16 protein-coding genes are annotated in these 17,580 nt (G+C 70.7%); 4 read left to right on the top strand and 12 right to left on the bottom strand.

The genetic code is table 11. From position 1 onward, the window contains the following. Positions 1–31: 31 nt before the first annotated feature. Positions 32–988, bottom strand: a complete 957-nt coding sequence (locus tag ACFY3D_RS25830) for a WYL domain-containing protein (protein ID WP_350948311.1) — start codon at positions 986–988, stop codon at positions 32–34. Next, positions 985–1,941: a WYL domain-containing protein gene (locus ACFY3D_RS25825; RefSeq protein ID WP_350948310.1), complete on the bottom strand. Its 957-nt coding sequence runs from the start codon at positions 1,939–1,941 to the stop codon at positions 985–987. Before ACFY3D_RS25825 ends, ACFY3D_RS25830 begins: the two co-directional genes overlap by 4 nt. 39 nt (positions 1,942–1,980) lie before the next feature. Between ACFY3D_RS25825 and ACFY3D_RS25820 the strand changes: the two genes are divergently transcribed. Next, complete coding sequence (locus tag ACFY3D_RS25820) at positions 1,981–3,096, top strand: DUF3866 family protein (RefSeq protein WP_389983537.1); 1,116 nt, start codon at positions 1,981–1,983, stop codon at positions 3,094–3,096. 79 nt (positions 3,097–3,175) lie between these two features. On the opposite strand, the gene ACFY3D_RS25815 is transcribed toward ACFY3D_RS25820, so the two are convergent. The 7 genes from ACFY3D_RS25815 to ACFY3D_RS25785 all read right to left on the bottom strand — a co-directional run bounded on the left by ACFY3D_RS25815 (position 3,176) and on the right by ACFY3D_RS25785 (position 10,467). Beyond that, on the bottom strand, positions 3,176–3,598 hold the full coding sequence (locus tag ACFY3D_RS25815) for an RNA-guided endonuclease TnpB family protein (protein WP_389983688.1): 423 nt from the start codon (positions 3,596–3,598) through the stop codon (positions 3,176–3,178). An 892-nt stretch (positions 3,599–4,490) separates the two neighbouring features. Then, positions 4,491–5,444, bottom strand: a complete 954-nt coding sequence (locus tag ACFY3D_RS25810; RefSeq protein WP_389983534.1) for an FKBP-type peptidyl-prolyl cis-trans isomerase — start codon at positions 5,442–5,444, stop codon at positions 4,491–4,493. Between the two features lie 96 nt (positions 5,445–5,540). Then, the gene (gene pafA, locus ACFY3D_RS25805; RefSeq protein ID WP_350948306.1) at positions 5,541–6,899 is read right to left on the bottom strand and encodes a Pup--protein ligase; all 1,359 of its coding nucleotides are present in this window, start codon (positions 6,897–6,899) and stop codon (positions 5,541–5,543) included. 161 nt (positions 6,900–7,060) lie between these two features. After that, positions 7,061–7,690, bottom strand: coding sequence for a hypothetical protein (locus ACFY3D_RS25800; protein ID WP_389983531.1), 630 nt, complete (start codon positions 7,688–7,690; stop codon positions 7,061–7,063). Between the two features lie 414 nt (positions 7,691–8,104). Next, positions 8,105–8,905: a proteasome subunit alpha gene (gene prcA / locus ACFY3D_RS25795; RefSeq protein ID WP_389983528.1), complete on the bottom strand. Its 801-nt coding sequence runs from the start codon at positions 8,903–8,905 to the stop codon at positions 8,105–8,107. A 25-nt stretch (positions 8,906–8,930) separates the two neighbouring features. Continuing rightward, positions 8,931–9,749, bottom strand: a complete 819-nt coding sequence (prcB, locus tag ACFY3D_RS25790) for a proteasome subunit beta (RefSeq protein ID WP_389983685.1) — start codon at positions 9,747–9,749, stop codon at positions 8,931–8,933. A 508-nt stretch (positions 9,750–10,257) separates the two neighbouring features. Then, positions 10,258–10,467 carry a ubiquitin-like protein Pup gene (locus tag ACFY3D_RS25785; RefSeq protein ID WP_329079325.1) on the bottom strand — a complete coding sequence of 70 codons (210 nt, stop codon included), beginning with the start codon at positions 10,465–10,467 and terminating at the stop codon, positions 10,258–10,260. Between the two features lie 227 nt (positions 10,468–10,694). On the opposite strand from ACFY3D_RS25785, the gene ACFY3D_RS25780 reads away from it, so the two are divergent. The 3 genes from ACFY3D_RS25780 (at position 10,695) to ACFY3D_RS25770 (ending at position 13,209) form a co-directional block, all read left to right on the top strand. Further along, a complete protein-coding gene (locus tag ACFY3D_RS25780; protein WP_389983525.1) occupies positions 10,695–11,099 on the top strand; it encodes a hypothetical protein in 405 nt (134 codons plus the stop codon). 212 nt (positions 11,100–11,311) lie between these two features. After that, positions 11,312–12,106, top strand: a complete 795-nt coding sequence (locus tag ACFY3D_RS25775) for a serine/threonine-protein kinase (RefSeq protein ID WP_350948302.1) — start codon at positions 11,312–11,314, stop codon at positions 12,104–12,106. 215 nt (positions 12,107–12,321) lie between these two features. Next, positions 12,322–13,209, top strand: a complete 888-nt coding sequence (locus tag ACFY3D_RS25770; RefSeq protein WP_389983522.1) for a serine/threonine-protein kinase — start codon at positions 12,322–12,324, stop codon at positions 13,207–13,209. 218 nt (positions 13,210–13,427) lie between these two features. Here ACFY3D_RS25770 and ACFY3D_RS25765 read toward each other — a convergent pair whose 3' ends face one another. The 3 genes from ACFY3D_RS25765 to ACFY3D_RS25755 all read right to left on the bottom strand — a co-directional run bounded on the left by ACFY3D_RS25765 (position 13,428) and on the right by ACFY3D_RS25755 (position 17,548). Beyond that, on the bottom strand, positions 13,428–14,750 hold the full coding sequence (locus tag ACFY3D_RS25765; protein ID WP_389983519.1) for a cobyrinate a,c-diamide synthase: 1,323 nt from the start codon (positions 14,748–14,750) through the stop codon (positions 13,428–13,430). Beyond that, positions 14,744–15,346, bottom strand: a complete 603-nt coding sequence (gene cobO, locus ACFY3D_RS25760) for a cob(I)yrinic acid a,c-diamide adenosyltransferase (RefSeq protein WP_389983515.1) — start codon at positions 15,344–15,346, stop codon at positions 14,744–14,746. Before cobO ends, ACFY3D_RS25765 begins: the two co-directional genes overlap by 7 nt. Before the next feature lie 93 nt (positions 15,347–15,439). Beyond that, the gene (locus ACFY3D_RS25755) at positions 15,440–17,548 is read right to left on the bottom strand and encodes a VWA domain-containing protein (protein ID WP_389983512.1); all 2,109 of its coding nucleotides are present in this window, start codon (positions 17,546–17,548) and stop codon (positions 15,440–15,442) included. Between the last annotated feature and the right edge of the window lie 32 nt (positions 17,549–17,580).

The following is a 17,580-nucleotide window of genomic DNA, read 5'->3' as shown; positions in this document are numbered from 1 at the left end:
AGCTCATGTCGGGAGACTCCGGCTTCGTACATCAGGAAAGCGACTCATAACGATTCAGCGCGGCGGTGGCCGCGGCCCGGACGCTCTCGTCCAGCGAGGCCGGAGAGACCACCCTGCCGGTGTCCCCGAGGCGCAGCGCCAGGCGTACCAGCCACCCCTGGTCCCTGGCCCGCAGGGCCACCCGCACACGGCCCTCGCCGAGCTCGGTGACCCGCTCGCACGGGTAGTACTCGGCGACCCAGCGGCCCGCGGGGGTCAGTTCGAGCTCCACCAGCTCGTCGGTCGGCGAGGGCCGGAACACCCCGGGCGTCACCTCGTCGGCCACGGCGTCCGCGGGCGGGTCGGCGGGCACGTCGAGCACGTCGACGGAGAGCATCCTGTCCAGCCGGAACAGCCGGACCGCCTCGGCCCGGTAACACCAGCCCGACAGGTAGGGGCGGCCGTCCACGACGACCAGGCGCATCGGATCGACCTCACGCGGGGTGATCTCGTCGCGTCCCGGCACGTAGTAGCGCAGCGACAGCCGTCTGCCGCGCCGCAGCGCCTCGTTGACGACGGGCAGCGCGTCGGGCGCGGCGTCGACCTCCACCGCGACCTGGCTGCTGACCGCCGCGGCGCCCTCGCCCGAGGCCCGCTCGAACTTGGCGATGACCCGGGCCAGCGCGTCGCGCTCGCCGAACTCCGGCATCTCGGCGAGCAGGCGCAGGGCGACCAGCAGGGCACTGGCCTCGTCCACGCCCAGCCGCAGCGGGCGGGCGATGGTCTCGGCGTTGTCGATGACGATCTCCCCGCCGTCCCACGACACGTCGATCAGGTCGCCGGGGGTGTGGCCGGGCAGCCCGCACATCCACACCAGCTGCAGGTCGTCGATGAGCTGTTTCTCGCTCAGCCCGAAGATCTTCGCGACCTCGGGCACCTGGGCCCCGGGGTGCGACATCAGGTAGGGCACCAGTGCGAGCAGCCTGGGCAGGCGGTCGGCCGTGCTCACGCGAGAGCTCCCTTCAGGCGGCAGATGACCGCGTCACGGGCGTCCGGGGGGCCGACGACCTCCGCGTCCGCGGCGAAACCCACGATCCATCCGGCCAGCCTGCCGGGGTCGGTGAAGTCGACGTCCAGCTCGTCCCAGTCCTCGCCGGCGGGCCGCACCGCCTTCGCCACCTGGCGCAGCCCCTGGCAGGTGTCCCGCCTGACCCGGATGAGGGCGGTGCGCTCGCGCACGGCGGCGTCGCTGTAGACGACCATGGACTTGATGTCGACGTCCTCGGGCACCACCACCGAACCCGGGCGGCCGAGGGTGGTGACCGGCCCGCTGATGCGGCTGAGCCGGAAGACCCTCGGCGCCTCCCGGTCGCGGTCGTGGCCGACCATGTACCAGCGGCCCCGGCGGCTGACGACGCCCCACGGCTCCACCGTGCGGGTCAGTACGTTCTGGCTCGCCGCCGCCCGGTAGGCGAAGCGGACCGCGCGCCGGTCGCGCACGGCCTCCCACAGCGCGGGAAAGGACGGGTCCTGGGTGTCGACACGCAGCTCCAGCGCGCCGCCGAGCACCCCGTGGGCCTCGTCGGTCTGCACGCCTCCCGCGCGCAGCTTCAGCAGGGCCCCGCTGGCCGCCTCGGCCAGGCTGGCCCGCTGCCACACCTGTGCCGCCAGGCCGACCACGGCGGCCTCGTCGGGCTCCAGGGTGATCTCCGGCAGCTCGTACGCCGAGCGGACGATCCGGTATCCGGGATCCTCCTCCCACGGGTCCTTGTGGACCTCGATCGGGATGCCTATCTCCCGCAGCTCGTTCTTGTCCCGCTCGAACATCCGCTGGAAGGCCTCGTCGTTGTCGGCGTCGTAACCGGGCACCGCCTGGCGGATGTGCTCGGCACTGAGCGGCCGCCGCGTGGCCAGCAGGCAGATCACGAGATTGAGCAGCCGCTCGGTCTTCCGGCGCGACATCCGGCCTCCTTCCTGTTCGAGTGACGCTACCCTTCCCCCGTGATCAGATGGCGCAGGGGCGAGGTCGTACGGATCCGGCGCGAATGGCCGGGGGCGGTGGAACTCGACGTGACCACCGAGGACGGTGAGGCGCGTGCGCTCGCCTACCCGGCCCTGGTGGGACGTCCCGAGCCCGGTGACGTGGTGCTGCTCAACACGACCGCGCTCGCGATGGGTCTCGGTACGGGAGGTTACGCCATGGTGGTGGCTGTCCCCGACCGTTTGCCACAAGATCCTCAAGGCCCCGGACACCTGGTGAAGGCACGCTACACCCCGTTGCAGGCCACCGTCCTCGGCGCGGACGAGCAGGATTCGCCCTTCCACGAGGTCCTGCGCGACGCGGACTCCGTGGACGGCATGCCGGTGATCGTCGCCGACCTGCACTCGGCCCTGCCCGCGATCCTCTGCGGCCTGTACGGCCAAAACCCCCCGGAGCCTGGCGAAACTCCGGAAAACGATGGCCCGGAGCGCGACAGACCCCTCAGGGTCGCCTACGTGATGCTCGACGGCGGCGCGCTGCCCGCCTGGTTCTCCATGTCGTGCGCACGGCTGCGGGAGACCGGCTGGCTGTGCGGGGTCGTCACCGTGGGCCAGGCGTTCGGCGGCGACGTGGAGGCGGTGACCCCGCACACGGGTCTGCTGGCGGCCAGGCACGTCCTGGAGGCCGACGTCGCGATCGTCACCCAGGGACCGGGCAATCTGGGCAGCGGCACCCGCTGGGGTTTCTCCGGGGTCTCGGCCGGCGAGGCGGTCAACGCCGCCGCCGTCCTGGGAGGCCGCCCGGTGGCGGCGCTGCGGGTCAGCGAGGGCGACCTGCGCGAGCGCCACATCGGGGTCTCGCACCACTCGCTCACCGCCTACGGCCGGGTGGCGCTCGCCCCGGCCCATGTCGCCGTGCCCGTGCTGCCCGGCGACTTCGGCAGACGGGTGGCCGAGCAGTCACGCCCGCTCGCCGCCCGCCACGAGCTGGTCGAGGTGCCGGTGGACGGTCTGTACGAGGCGCTCCAGGCATCTCCGGTGCGCCTGTCCACGATGGGCCGGGGTCTGGACGAGGACCTCGCCTACTTCCTCGCCTCGGCCGCCGCCGGGCGCCACGCGGCCTCGCTGCTGTCGTAGAAGTCCTTGAAGGTCAGCTTCTCGGCGCTGAAGTGAAGGGCCGAGCTTGCAGCTCCTCGCCGTGCATGGGGTGCACGGGTCAGGCCGCGTCGTCGGCAGCGTGACTCACTGCCCTGCGACCGATGTTGATCGCAGCATTGTGGTCGGCGGGGCCGGCGAACCCGCAGCCGAGGCACTTGAAGTCATCCCGGTTGGGACGGTTGCGCTTGTCGCAGTGCCCGCACCGATGGCAGGTGCGGGAGGTGTTACGGGGGTCCACCAGACGCATGGGCACGCCCGCGAGGGCGGCCTTGTAGGTGATGAACGTGCGGAGCTGGTGAAAGCCCCACGAGTGCAGGTCGGCACGCTGAGCCTTACGAACCGTTACCCGATCCCGAATACCTTCGAGGTCTTCGAGGGCGATGCCGGAGCGGGTGCCTTTGGCTTTGCCGACCAACTGCTTGCTGATCACATGGTTGACGTTGCGGGTGAAGCGGGACTCGGCGCGGCGGCGCTTCTTCAGGAGCCGCTTGGCGGACTTGGTCCTTGGTCTGCAGACGTGCCCGCAGGCGGGCGTTGCGTCGCCGTAAGGCGCGTACGCCCTTACCTGTGTGGGCCTGACCGGTGGAGTCGGTGGCCAGGTTGACGATGCCCAGATCCACGCCCAGCCATTTGTCAGGCTCGTCGCCCCGCGCCGGTTCAGGGACGTCGATCACGGCGGCAAGGTAGAACGCGCCGTCGCGATAGACGAGGTCGACCTGGCCGCGTATGACAGCGCCATTGGTGGCCGGCCAGCGCCCCTGGTAGAGCACGGGGACGATGATCCTGCCCGACAGGGTGAGGATGCTGACCGCGTCGCGCCCCTTCCACGACAGGAGGCGCTGGTCGTAGGCGACCGCACCCAACTCCCGGAAGACCGGCTGAATGTCCTTGTCCCGCTTGTATGCCTCACATGCCTTGGCAATGGAACGGATGGCCATCTGCGCCGACAGGCCGAACTCGTGCCGCAGGCCGACGTATACCAGCTTCTGCAAGGCGATCTTGTTAGCGCTGCGGTGTTCGAACGCCACCTCGGCGGCGCGGTTGGCGGCGGCGTTGCACGCGCGCATCGTCGCCAGCAGGGCGCAGCCCTGCTCCACACTCGGAGCGAGTTTCAACATCTCCGTCACCAACACGCGGCGAGAATATTACTCAATGCATTCGAGTCGCAACCGTTCGACATTATTCCGCGCTTCCGCGCTGCATGTTTTCGGTAAACGACCCAGGCGACACGAGACCGGACGGACGACGCGGATGACCCGGCCTCGGCTGAGCCCTGAACCGGAAAAGCACGGAGCCCGGCCGTACGCGTACGGCCGGGCTCCGAGACGGGGCGGGTCGCACCGGCGGAATGTCAGATCAGTCGGTCAGCGGGCTCAGTAGGCGCCCAGCACGTCGACCAGGAAGACCAGGGTGTCGGTGCCCTTGATCTTCTCGCCGGAGCCCTCCTTGCCGTAACCGAGGTCCGGCGGGATGCTCAGCAGCACCCGGCTGCCGACCGGGACACCGACCAGACCCTGGTCCCAGCCCTTGATGACCTTGCCGGTGCCGATCTGGAACATGATCGGCTGGGCGCCGCGGGACCAGCTGCTGTCGAACTCGGCGTCCGATCCCCAGATCTTCCCGGCGTACTGGACCAGGATCGACTGGCCGGACTTGACCTCGGGGCCCGTGCCCTGGATCACGGTCTTGGCGACGAGCTCCTTGGGAGCCTTCTTCTTGGTCTTGGTGGTGAGCTTCGGCGCGGCGTCGCCGGCCGGGTTCTCCACCGTGACACCGTCGAGACCGGGGTCGGTCGCGGTGCCCTTGGCGGCCTTCTCCTGGGGGACGCCCACGACGTCGACCACGAAGACCTGCGACTGGCCGGGAGGGGCCTGCGCCTGCTGCTCGGCGGGCAGCGCGTCCTTGGCGACGACCGACATGAACCTGCCGCCGCCCTTGGTCTCGGCGAAGCCCTTGCGGAGGATCTCCGGGACCTGCTCGTTGAGCGTGATGACCTGCGGCCCGCCCTCGTCGTAGGTCGAGCCGGCGAGCTTGTTCTCCTTGCCGTCCCAGGTGAAGACGGTGAAGTTGGCGATGACGCTGGCGCCGGGCTTGGCGGCCTCCCCCGTGGTGCCGGGGGTGAGCACCTTGTAGGAGGAGGTCTCGACGACCTTCGGCGGGAACGCGACGGTCGGCTTGGCGCCCGCCTGCCCGGTCACCTGCAGCTCGGTGACCTCCCCCGCGCTGGCGGAACTGGAGGCGCCGGTGGCCGTGCCTCCGTCGGAGCCGCATGCTGCGGCGAATATCAAAGGCACTGCGGCCAGTACGGCCATGCTGCGGCGGCGCATAGGTATCCCTCAAGCAGACGTCAGGTTCGCGCCACATTACCCGTCCCGGCGTACGGAGGAGGTAAGGCCGGGAACGAGCTTGCCGAAGTATGACCGTCACATCCCGGCGATGAGCTTGTCCACCCTCTCGTCGACGCTACGGAAGGGGTCCTTGCACAGCACGGTGCGCTGCGCCTGATCGTTGAGCTTCAGGTGCACCCAGTCGACGGTGAAGTCGCGGCGCTTCTCCTGCGCCTTGCGGATGAACTCACCGCGCAGCCGGGCCCGGGTGGTCTGCGGCGGCACCGACTTGGCCTCGAAGATCTTCAGGTCGGAGGCCACCCGCTCCACCGCACCGCGCTTCTGCAGCAGGTAGAACAGGCCACGGCGGCGGTGCACGTCGTGGTAGGCGAGGTCGAGCTGAGCCACCCTGGGGCTCGACAGCGGCAGGTCGTACTTCTGGCGGTAGCGCTCGATCAGCTGGTACTTGGTCACCCAGTCGATCTCGCGGGCGACCTTGTCGAGGCTGCCGGTCTCGACCGCGTTGAGCGTGCGCTCCCACAGCTCCAGCACCCGGTGGCTGACCTCGTCGCCGCCGCGGCGGTCGACGAAGTCACGGGCCTTGGAGAGGTATTCCTCCTGGATCTCCAGCGAGGACGCCTCCCGGCCGTTGGCCAGCCGCACCCGCCGCCGCCCGGTCATGTCGTGGGAGACCTCCCTGATGGCCCGGATCGGGTTCTCCAGGGACAGGTCGCGCATCACGGTGCCCGCCTCGATCATGCGGAGCACCAGGTCGGTCGCGCCGACCTTGAGCAGCATGGTCGTCTCGCTCATGTTCGAGTCGCCGACGATGACGTGCAGGCGGCGGAACCGCTCGGCGTCGGCGTGCGGCTCGTCACGGGTGTTGATGATCGGACGCGACCGGGTGGTGGCGCTGGAGACGCCCTCCCAGATGTGCTCGGCCCGCTGGGAGACGCAGTAGACCGCTCCACGCGGGGTCTGCAGCACCTTGCCCGCCCCGCAGATGATCTGCCGGGTGACCAGGAACGGGATCAGCACGTCCGCCAGGCGGCCGAACTCGCCGTGCCGGCCGACCAGATAGTTCTCGTGGCAGCCGTAGGAGTTGCCCGCGGAGTCGGTGTTGTTCTTGAACAGGTAGATGTCGCCGGCGATCCCCTCCTCACGGAGGCGTTTCTCCGCGTCGACGAGGAGGCCCTCCAGAATGCGCTCGCCCGCCTTGTCGTGGGTGACGAGCTCCACGACGTTGTCACACTCGGGGGTGGCGTACTCGGGGTGGCTCCCCACGTCCAGATACAGGCGCGCCCCGTTGCGGAGGAAGACGTTGCTCGATCGGCCCCAGGAGACGACGCGGCGGAATAGATAACGCGCTACCTCGTCGGGTGACAGCCGCCGCTGCCCCCTGAACGTGCAGGTGACGCCGTACTCGTTCTCAAGCCCGAAGATGCGACGATCCATTGCCTCACACTATTCGCCGAACCCCTCTCGTGGGAGGGATCATGGGGTTTTCGGTCGTACGGCTTATGCCCCAGGCTGTGAGCGCCTAAGCGCGGACGCGCCCCGCGCCCGGTTCCCGCTGGGCGCGAGTGGCGCGAAGGCGCCGGGATCGACGGCCTCGATCAGCCTCCGCCCTGCCAGAAGATCTCGACAACCTTGGTGATCCTGCCGTTCTCCGTGGTGATCAGGGCCGGCCGGTGGAGGCCCTCGACCCCGGTCAGCGAGGCGGCCTCCCTGACGTTGTCGATCAACGTCTGACGGGTGCAGCTCTCGGTGCCGAGATTGGTGGCCTTGTCGTAGGTCTGCGTCGTGTTGTCGCAGCCGCTGTCGGCGAGAAACAGCACGTCCTCGGCGATGGGCGCCAGGTAGCGGACCACGTCGCCTTCCTCGGGGCCGTCGAAGTGACCGTCCTCGCCACCGCGCTGGACGAAGCGGATCGGCCGGTACTCGGCCACCCCGTTGTCGTCCACGTCGGTGAGCCAGCCCCTCAGGACGCCCTCGAAGGGCGGCGGACGCCCCTTGCTCCAGTCGTGTTCCGGAGCCGCCTGGAACTCGGTACCGAAGAGCTCGGGGACGGCCGCGGCGGAGCCCGGGGTGGGGGTCGGCGCGCCCGTCGAGGGAGCGGGCGCGGAGGAGGACGTGACCGGCGGGGGTGCGGAGGAGGACTCCGCGGCGCAGCCTGACGCCAGCGCCACGGCCGCGAGCAGGGCCAGCGCCACACCGGGCCGTCGAGGAGCCGCGAGGGCGGTCATACGAGGGGCGGATCCGGTCCGGATCCGGGAGGTGTTGTTCACACGGAGTGTGACCAGCGTGGAGCGGGGCCGGTTGTCCGGAGACGATGTGATCCAGGACACACCGCAGCGACACCCGTTCCCGCCTCGCCGGGAGCGGTGTTCCCGGCGAGGCGGAACGGGTGTCGCGGGGTGTCGTGAGGTGTCGTCCGGTGCCGGAGCGCCACTGCCCGCGTCGGGCTTTTTCGCGACACGGACCACGGCGTGCCGCTGACCGGCCCGTCCGGCGCGGGGGACCGTGCTGCCACCGTTCTCAGGCGTCCCGCAGGAGAAGACCTGCCTTCCGGCGTGGGGGTGCCGTCCTGCAGAGGACGGCACCCCCACGCCGTGCGGTCAGACCACCCGGCGCGGCACCGGCGTCGCCCGCGGACGCGGTCAGCCGCTGGATCCGGTGTCGATGTCGCCGTCGGGCGCGGTCGGCGGGGCGCCCGGCGTCTCGGGGGCGGAGAGGGGGTTCTCGCCCCCTGCCGTCTTCTCGCCCCCGGCCACGGGGGCACCTTGGGCCAGCAGCCGCTCCAGCCTGGGGCCGTTGAGCCGCAGGAACTTGCGGTGCGGGCGGTTGCGGTCGAGCACCGCCACCTCCAGCTGGTTCGCGGGGAAGCGCTCGCCTCCCGGCTCGGTCAGCGCGAACAGCGCCGCCTCCAGCGCCTCGGTCAGCGACAGGCCGTCGCGGTAGCGCTCCTTGAGACGGGCCGCCACCGTCTCGGCCTGGCCGCCCATGGCCACCAGCCCCGCCTCGTCGAAGACCGAGCCGTCGAAGGTCAGCCGGTAGATGTGGTCCTCGTCGGAGGAGTCACCGACCTCGGCGACCACGATCTCCACCTCGAACGGCTTCAGCGACTCGGTGAAGATCTGGCCGAGGTTCTGCGCGTAGAGGTTGGCCAGGCCACGGGCGGTGACGTCGTCGCGGGCGTAGGTGTAGCCGTTGATGTCGGCGTATCGGATGCCGCCGAGGCGCAGGGCCTCGAACTCGTTGTAGCGGCCGACCGCGGCGAACCCGATCTTGTCGTAGATCTCGCTGATCTTGTGCAGGGCGCGGGACGGGTTGGGAGCGACGAACAGGATGCCGTCCTCGTACTGCAGGACGACGACGCTACGGCCCCGCGCGATCCCCTTGCGCGCGTAATCCGCCTTGTCCCGCATCTGCTGCTCGGGCGAGACATATCCAAAAGGCATGGACACCTGGGGTGATCCTCTCGTGTTAGCGCAGCGGGGCGGTGGGGCCGTCGGGGTGGTCGGCCCGGGACTCGACCACGACCCGGACGAGCTCTCCGACCTCCTCGTCGGGAAGCCGGCGGTATCCGTCGGCGGTGATCACCGCGACGACGGGCCAGATCTTGCGGGTGATGTCGGGGCCGCCGGTCGCCGAGTCGTCGTCGGCCGCGTCGTAGAGTGCGTGGATCAGCGTCAGCACGGTCTCCTCGGGGGAGGCACCCTCGCGGTAGAGCTTCTTCAGAGCACCTCGCGCGAAGATCGAACCGGATCCGATCGAGTGGTAGTGGTGCTGTTCGTAGGGACCGCCGCCCACGTCGTAGCTGAAGATGCGGCCACCGTCGACATCGGGGTCGTAGGCGGCGAAGAGCGGGACGACCACGAGCCCCTGCATCGCCATCGGCAGGTTGCCGCGGATCATCGTGGCGAGCCGGTTGGCCTTGCCCGTCACCGAGAGCGTGCGGCCCTCGCGCTTCTCGTAGTGTTCGAGCTCCACCCGGTAGAGGCGGGCCATCTCGATGCCCGTGCTCGCCGTCCCCGCGATGCCCAGGCCCGAGTGGTCGTCGGTGCGGAACACCTTCTCCATGTCACGCTGGGAGATGATGTTGCCGGAGGTCGCCCGGCGGTCTCCCGCGATCACCACGCCACCGGCGCACATCGCCGCGACGATCGTGGTGGCGTGCGGGATGTGATCGCCCACCGAGGTCCCCAGGACCTCGTTACGGCCAGGCAGCAAGTCCGGCGAATGGGACCTGACGAACTCGGTGAACGAGGAGCTCCCGGTGTCGGTAAAGATGTGATTCACCATGCCGGCGGGCAGGTCCCTGTGAGATCCCACGCGACTCCCTCCAAAGGTGCGGTCCTTTAAGGCCCGACCTTACTCATCTTGCCGTGCTGCTTGCACTTCCCTGGATCAGCTCAGCGCGAACCACACTCCGCCGGGCTTTTGAATCTTTACGGATGATCGGCTCCGGTCACCGGATCTCGTGCCGATCCCCCTCGGGGCACGGCGAACACGACGGGGTCGCGAAGATGGCGAAGGCCCGCCCGGCCCGCGTGGGAGGCGGGGCGGTGGCCGTGGGACGGCTCTCGATTCCCTCCGGGAACATTCCCGGAGGGGTCTCCCCTGGTCGGCTCAGCGTGTTCGCGGCGATCGGAGGCGGAGCACCCACCAGGGCGCTCCCGGCGGGGTGCGGCCGCACGTCACCCGCCAGCCGGGCCCGGCGGGAGCCGAGCCGGGCCCGCGGTCAGAACGGGTCCCCCGGCTCCCCGCCGGATCCGTCCTCACCTCTGACCTTTGACTCCGACGGACGAACCTACTGTCCGCCCTTCTGCACGTAACTCCTCACGAACTCCTCTGCGTTCTCCTCCAGCACCTCGTCGATCTCGTCGAGGATCGCGTCGACGTCGTCGGAGAGCTTCTCGTGACGCTCCTGAACGTCGGAGGTCTCCGCCGGGGCGGTCTCCTCGACCTCCTTGTCGGTCCGGCCGGTCTGCTTCTGGCCGCCGGTGTCCTTGCTTGCCATGTGTGGCACCTCCACCTGGGGGACGGATCTGATTCATATCTTCCCCGAACCGGGCGACATTGCGCGCGGATCATCCCGTGATCTTTGCGGGAGCCCGTACGGGCCGCGCCGAACTCCCCTCCGTCAGGGGACCTCCCCCGGAACCCGAGGTGAAATCCGCCCACCTTGACTGGATAGCATCTCTATCCAATAATCGGATAGCATCACTATCCAAAGAAGGGGGCCCCATGTCACCGTCGTCGCTGAGCACAGCCGGAACACTCCTCATCACCGTGCCCGCCGTGGCCTTCGGCGGGGTCTCCCTGCTCGCGCACATCATGCGCGGCACCCCCGGCTACCTGGACAACCCGGTGCGGCGTGGCCTGTGGCGGGCAGGCCACGCACACGCGGGCGTCCTGGTGCTCCTCGCGCTCGTCGCCCTGCTCTACATCGACCACGCGGATCTGCCCGGCGGCCTGAAGGACCTGACGCGGATCCTGATCGTGGCGGCGCCGATCCTGATGCCCCTGGGCTTCTTCCTGTCCGTCGTACGCCCCTCCGACACGAAACCGAACCGCCTGATCTGGCTGGTCCCGGCAGGCGGGGTGGCACTGGGAGCGGGCACGCTGATGCTGGGGATCGGTCTCCTCTGAACCTCCACGAATCCCCACGAACCCCGCAGCGACGCTCCCGGCGGCGCCTCGATCTCCGCCGGCGCCTCCGCGTCCGCGCACGAGCGCCCTGCGGCCCCACATCGGTTCGTGTGAGCATCATCACTCACCGGATCCAGGCGAATTCGCCGCCCGAGGGAGATCGGGAACGTTCCAGGTAGGTCTTCGCGACCGAAAACTGCGATCATTGGGGGGTGAGCACCATCATCGCGCGCAGGTACAAGCTCGTCTCACGCGTCGGACAGGGGGCGACCGGCGTCGTCTGGCGTGCATACGACCTGCTTCTGGAGCGAGAGGTGGCCCTCAAGGAGATACTTCTGCCACCCGGGCCCGCCGCGGCCGAGCAGCGGCGGCGAGTGGTCAGGGAGGCTCGCATGGCGGCGCGGCTGAGCCACCGGGGCATCGTGACGGTGCACAACCTCACCGAGGAGTCCGAGCGGCTCTGGATCGTCATGGAGTTCCTGGAGGCGCTGACGCTGCACGACACGCTCGTGCAGGCGGGCCCGCTCCCGGTGGATCTTGTGGCGGCGATGGGGTGCCGCCTGCTGGAGGCGTTGCGGCACGCGCACGACGGCGGGGTGATCCACCGCGACATCAAACCCGCCAACATCATGCTGACCGGTGATCGCGTGGTGCTGGCCGACTTCGGCTTCGCCGCGCCGGAAGGGGCCGCGACGACCTCGACCCGGGGCACCCCGGCCTTCATCGCGCCGGAGGCGTTGCAGGGCAGGGGCGGCACCCGCGAGGCGGACATGTGGTCGTTCGGCGCGACGCTGTACATGGCGGTGGAGGGCAGGACCCCGTTCCGCACGGTGAACTCGATGGCGGCGCTGGTCGCGGCCCTGCGCGAACCGCCGCGCGCGCCGAAGCGGGCGGGCGCCCTGGAGCCGGTGCTGCGAGGGCTGCTGCGCAAGGATCCGCGAGCGCGGCTGAGCGCCGAGCGGACCTCGAAGATGCTTGAGGACGTGCGCTGCTTCAGTGCGGCCTGAGGCCGTTCACGAACGTTTCCGAAACGCTTTCACCACCCTCGGGAACGGTTTTCCGGAATCCGCAAACGGGCTTTACGGACGTGAAATAAGACGACATCAAGCCCACGCGCCTAAATCGTTACAGAGAATCACCCTAGGTAATCACCCGGTGCATCGTTCCAGATGAAAATATGAATCAGCTGAGGTGCCCGGCTTCTATGTGCAGCAGGTGATTCATGGGGACAGGTGCGAGGAAGGCACGCTTACTGGGTGATCGCTATCACCTGGCCTCGCCGATCGGGCGGGACGGTGTGGGCACGGTGTGGCGGGCCCACGACTCCCTGCTCAGGCGGAATGTGGCGATCAAGGAGATCCAGCCTCGGTTCACCGAGGACGGGATGGACATGCACGACGCACGGCGGTGGGCCCTGCGCGAGGCGCGCTCGGCCGGGAGGCTGAACCACCCGGCGGTGATCTCCGTGCACGACCTGCTCGAGGAGGACGGGCGGCTCTGGATCGTCATGGAGTTGCTGGAGGCCCTCACACTCAAGGAGACCGTGCGGCACCTGGACCGCCTGCCGATCCACTGGGCGGCGTGGATCGGCTTCCAGTTGCTGGGCGGGCTGCGCCACGCGCACGGGGCGGGTGTCCTGCATCGGGACATCAATCCGCGCAACATCCTGCTCACCGGCGACCGGGTGGTGCTGGCCGACTTCGGCGTCGCGGCGCTGCACGGCGATCCGGGCGACTCCACGACCGTACCGTTCCTCCATGTCCCCTCCTTCGTCGCGCCGGAGCGGCTGCGGGGCAGTCCACCGACCCCGGCGAGCGACCTGTGGTCGCTCGGTGCGAGCCTGTACTTCGCGGTGGAGGGCCGCCCTCCGCGCCCCACCTCCCGCACACCGGCGCAGCGCCTTCCCGTGGGCGGCGGGTACGAGGATCCGGCGACGCCGGCCGGCGTGCTGTGGCCCGTCCTGGAAGGGCTGCTCCGGCGCGACCCGGCTGCCCGCATCAGCATGGGGCAGGCCGGCCGCATGCTGTCGGCGATCCTCCACACGGAGGGGGTGGCGCTGGCCCCGCCACGGCTGCCCGCGGCCAGGCTGCCACCGGACGCCTTCGCCTAGGATCTCGCGGCGTTTCACCGGATGTTCAAAACGGGGAAAAGCGTCCTTCGTCTCCTCTTCCGCCGGGCGATCCCGGGTTTCGCGAAACCGGGCCGTCCGGCGGAGCACGCTTCTCGAATAAATGGACACAAGGCCGCGGATAAAGGCCGGTGGAGGCAACGGAAAGGCAGGATGCCGGGATTTCCGGCTCACGAACCGGCTCGAACCGCGGGGGGTTGTCAGACGGCCGGGACCCGGCGGCAGGCCTCGACGAACCTGGAGGCCAGATGGGGGCTGCCGGCCCAGTGCAGGTGCAGGTAGGAGGCGGTGATCCGGTCGTCGGCGAACCCGTCGGCGCCACCGCGCCAGCGGAACAGCGGCCGGTCGGGGACGGGCTCGACCGCGGTGCGGTGGAACTCGTGGCCCCGGTAGCGCTCGCCGTCCCTGGTGAGCGGCGAGTCGCGGACGGCCACCGCGTCGCGGTAGCCGAGGGTGAGGGTCCCGGTCATCCTGGCCTCGACGTCGAGGAGCCCGCACATCGGCCTGCCGTCCAGCCTCCTGGAGAGATACAGCAGGCCCGCGCACTCGGCCGAGATCGGCCCCTCGAACGCGGCGACCTGATCGCGCAGCGGCTCGTTGGCCGACAGCTCGGCCGCGTGGACCTCGGGGAAACCGCCTCCGATCACGATCCCGCGAGTCCCCTCCGGGAGGGCCTCGTCGACGAGCGGGTCGAAGGGGACGATCTCGGCTCCCGCCGCCGCCAGCAGCTCGGCCTGCTCGGTGTAGCCGAAGGTGAAGGCCCGCCCTCCGGCGACCGCGATCCTCGTGACGGGAGCGGCGGGCGGTCCGGGAGTCCACGGGACGGCGGGCAGCGGCGGCGCGCTGCGGGCGAGTCGCAGGAGTTCCTCCAGGTCGCAGGAGGCGGCGACCAGGTCCGCGACGGCGTCCAGGGCACCGGCGGCCTGGGGTCGGCGCTCGGCGACGGGAACCAGGCCCAGGTGCCTGGAGGGGGCGGTGACGGCGTCGCTGCGACGGATCGCCCCGAGCACCGGGACGCCGCTCTCGGCGAGCGCCTCGCGGCAGACGGCCTCGTGCCGCTCGGAGCCGACCCGGTTGAGGATCACTCCGCCGAGCCTGATCCGGGTGTCGTAGGAGGCGAACCCGTGCACCAGCGCCGCGACGGAGCGGCTCTGCCTGGCGGCGTCCACGACCAGGACCACCGGGGCCCCGAGCAGCCTGGCGACGTGCGCGGTGGAGGCGAACTCGGTGGAGCCCGCGCCGTCGTACAGGCCCATCACGCCCTCGACGACCGCGATGTCCGCCCCGGCCGCGCCGTGCAGGAAGAGGGGGGCGACGAGGTCCTCCCCCGTCAGGAACGGGTCGAGGTTGCGTCCGGGGCGGCCGGTGGCCATGGCGTGGTAGCCGGGGTCGATGTAGTCGGGCCCCACCTTGTGCGGGGACACCGCCATGCCCCGGCGGGCGAGGGCCGCCATCAGGCCGGTCGCCACGGTCGTCTTACCCGCTCCTGAGGCGGGGGCCGCGATCACGATCCGGGCTACCATTCGATGCCCTTCTGCCCCTTCTGCCCCGCGTCCATGGGGTGTTTGATCTTACCCATCTCCGTGACGAGGTCGGCGGCGGCGAGCAGCCGGGGGTCGGCGTCGCGGCCGGTGACGACGACGTGCTGGTTTCCTGGCCGTCCGCGCAGGGTCTCGACCACCTCCTCGACGTCGATCCAGCCCCACTTCATCGGGTACGTGAACTCATCCAGCACGTACAGGCGGAACGTCTCGGCGGCGAGGTCGCGTCTGATCTGCTCCCAGCCCTCGCGGGCGTCGGCGGCGTGGTCCTCCTCGCTGCCGGGACGCTGGATCCAGGACCAGCCCTCGCCCATCTTGTGCCAGGAGACCGGCCCGCCCTCACCGGAGTCGCCGAGCACCCGCAGCGCCCGCTCCTCTCCGATGCGCCACTTGGCGGACTTGACGAACTGGAAGACCCCGATCGGCCAGCCCTGGTTCCAGGCGCGCAGGGCCAGACCGAAGGCCGCGGTGGACTTGCCCTTGCCCGGTCCCGTGTGGACGATCAGCAGCGGCCGGGTGCGGCGCTGTCTGGTGGTCAGGCCGTCCTCGGGCACGCTGACGGGTCTGCCCTGCGGCATCGTCGCCCTCCCCTCACTGTCGTGTCACTGTCATCCGGCACCGTCATCTGGTACGGCCTTCTCGCCGTACTCACCGGCCTCGGACCTTCGCGGTCACGCGGCGCCGCGCCTCTCCCGGACCATCCCGGCCAGGTCGGTGAGTTCGTCGAGGCGTACGGTCTCCGCGCCCATCCTCGCCGCCAGGGAGGCGGCGAGGCCGAGGCGTACGGGCCCGCCCTCGCAGTCGACCACCACGCCCGCCACCCCGGCCAGCAGTCCCGCCGCGCGCTGGGACTCCTCGGCGGTTCCCGAGGTGGTCCGCCCGTCGGTGACCAGGACCACCAGCGGGCGTCTGGACGGGTCGCGCAGGCGTTCGACCCTGAGCACCTCGGCGGCCCGCAGCAGACCGGCGGCCAGCGGGGTCCGGCCTCCGGTGGGAAGCTCGCGCAGCCGGGCCGCGCCGGCCTCGACGGAGGAGGTGGGCGGCAGGACCAGGTCGGCGCGGGCGCCGCGGAAGGTGACGAGCCCGACCTTGTCGCGGCGCTGGTAGGCGTCGAGGAGCAGGCCGAGCACCGCTGTCTTGACCGCGCGCATGCGCTGCCTGGCGGCCATCGAACCGCTCGCGTCCACGACGAACAGCACCAGGTTGCCCTCGCGGCCCTCGCGGACCGCCTCCCTGAGATCGCCTCGGCGCAGCAGCAGTCCTGGCCCGTTCCTGCCCCGCGCGACCTGGTACGGGGCGGCGGCGCCGATGGTGGCCCGCAGGTGGAGGGAGCCGGTGCGGCCCTCGGGGACCCTGGCGCCCGTGGTACGGCCCAGGGGTGTCCTGGCGCGTGACCGGCGCCCGGGAGCTCCGGCGCCGACGCCCGGGACGGTGAACAGCCTGTTCCCGCTCCCGGGCTCGGCGTCGACGATCTGCTCGCGGGCCGGTGCTCCCCCGGTCGCCTCCGACGGTTCCCGGGGTTTCGCGGCCTGAGCCTCCCACGCCTCGGCGCCGGGGGTGTCCCGGGCGTCGGCGGCCCCGTGCGGGGGGGCGTCCCCGCCGTCGTGCCCTCCAGAGCCGCCCGGGTCGTCCGAGGTGGCGTCCCCGGCCTCGGAGCCACCGGATACGGGTTCCGGGCCTCCCTCGCCTCTGCCGGGATCGAGGCCGCCGGGGTCGTCCGGCCCCTGGGGGCCGTCAGGATCGGGGCCGGGGTCGTCGGGGATCCTGTCCAGGAGATCCTGGAGCCTGGACTCGTCCAGGCCGGGCGCGTCGAAGGGGTCACGGCGACGGCGGTGCGGGAGCGCGAGCCTGGCCGCCTCCCGGACGTCGTCGGCGGTGACGGAGGTGCGGCCCTGCCAGGCGGCGTGCGCGATCGCCGCGCCGGCGGTGACCAGGTCGGCCCGGAGCCCGTCCACCTCGAAGCCCGCGCAGACGGTGGCGATCTTGAGCAACGCCGCCTCCGGCAGGACGACCTGGGCGACCCCGGCTCGGGCCTCGGCGATGCGCGTGGCCAGCGCCCGTTCCTCGTCCGACCAGGCGGCGGCGAACGCGGCGGGGTCGGCCTCGAAGGCCAGGCGGCGCCGGACCACCTCCGCCCGCTGGGACGCCTCCCGCGAGGCCCTTACCTCAACGGTCAGCCCGAAGCGGTCGAGCAGTTGCGGGCGCAGCTCCCCCTCCTCGGGATTCATCGTCCCGACCAGCAGGAACCGGGCGGCGTGCCGTACCGACACCCCCTCGCGCTCGACGTAGCAGGTGCCGAGGGCCGCGGCGTCGAGCAGCAGGTCCACCAGGTGGTCGTGGAGAAGGTTGACCTCGTCGACGTACAGGACACCCCGGTGGGCGCCCGCGAGGAGACCGGGTTCGAAGGATTTCACGCCCTCGGTGAGGGCCCGCTCGATGTCGAGGGAGCCGACGAGGCGGTCCTCGGAGGCGCCGACGGGCAGCTCGACCAGGCGGGCGGGTCTGATGGACCGGGCCGCCGGTTCCGCGGGGGCCTCGTGTGGCCCGTCGGGGCAGCCGGGGTCGGGGGCGGCGGGGTCGCAGGAGAACCGGCAACCGGTCACCACCTCGACAGGCGGCAGGAGAGCGGCCAGCGCCCGCACGATCGTGGACTTGGCGGTGCCCTTCTCCCCTCTGACCAGTACTCCCCCGACGCGAGGGGAGACCGCGTTGAGGATCAACGCGAGTTTCAGGTCCTCCAGCCCCACGATCGCGGTGAAGGGATAGCGGGGGTTGCGCACCTTGGGATCTCCTTCGCATCGTCGGGATGTTC

This window comes from Streptosporangium sp. NPDC000509 (assembly GCF_042898365.1).
Classification (GTDB): domain Bacteria; phylum Actinomycetota; class Actinomycetes; order Streptosporangiales; family Streptosporangiaceae; genus Streptosporangium.
This window is presented reverse-complemented; position numbering and strand designations above follow the sequence as displayed.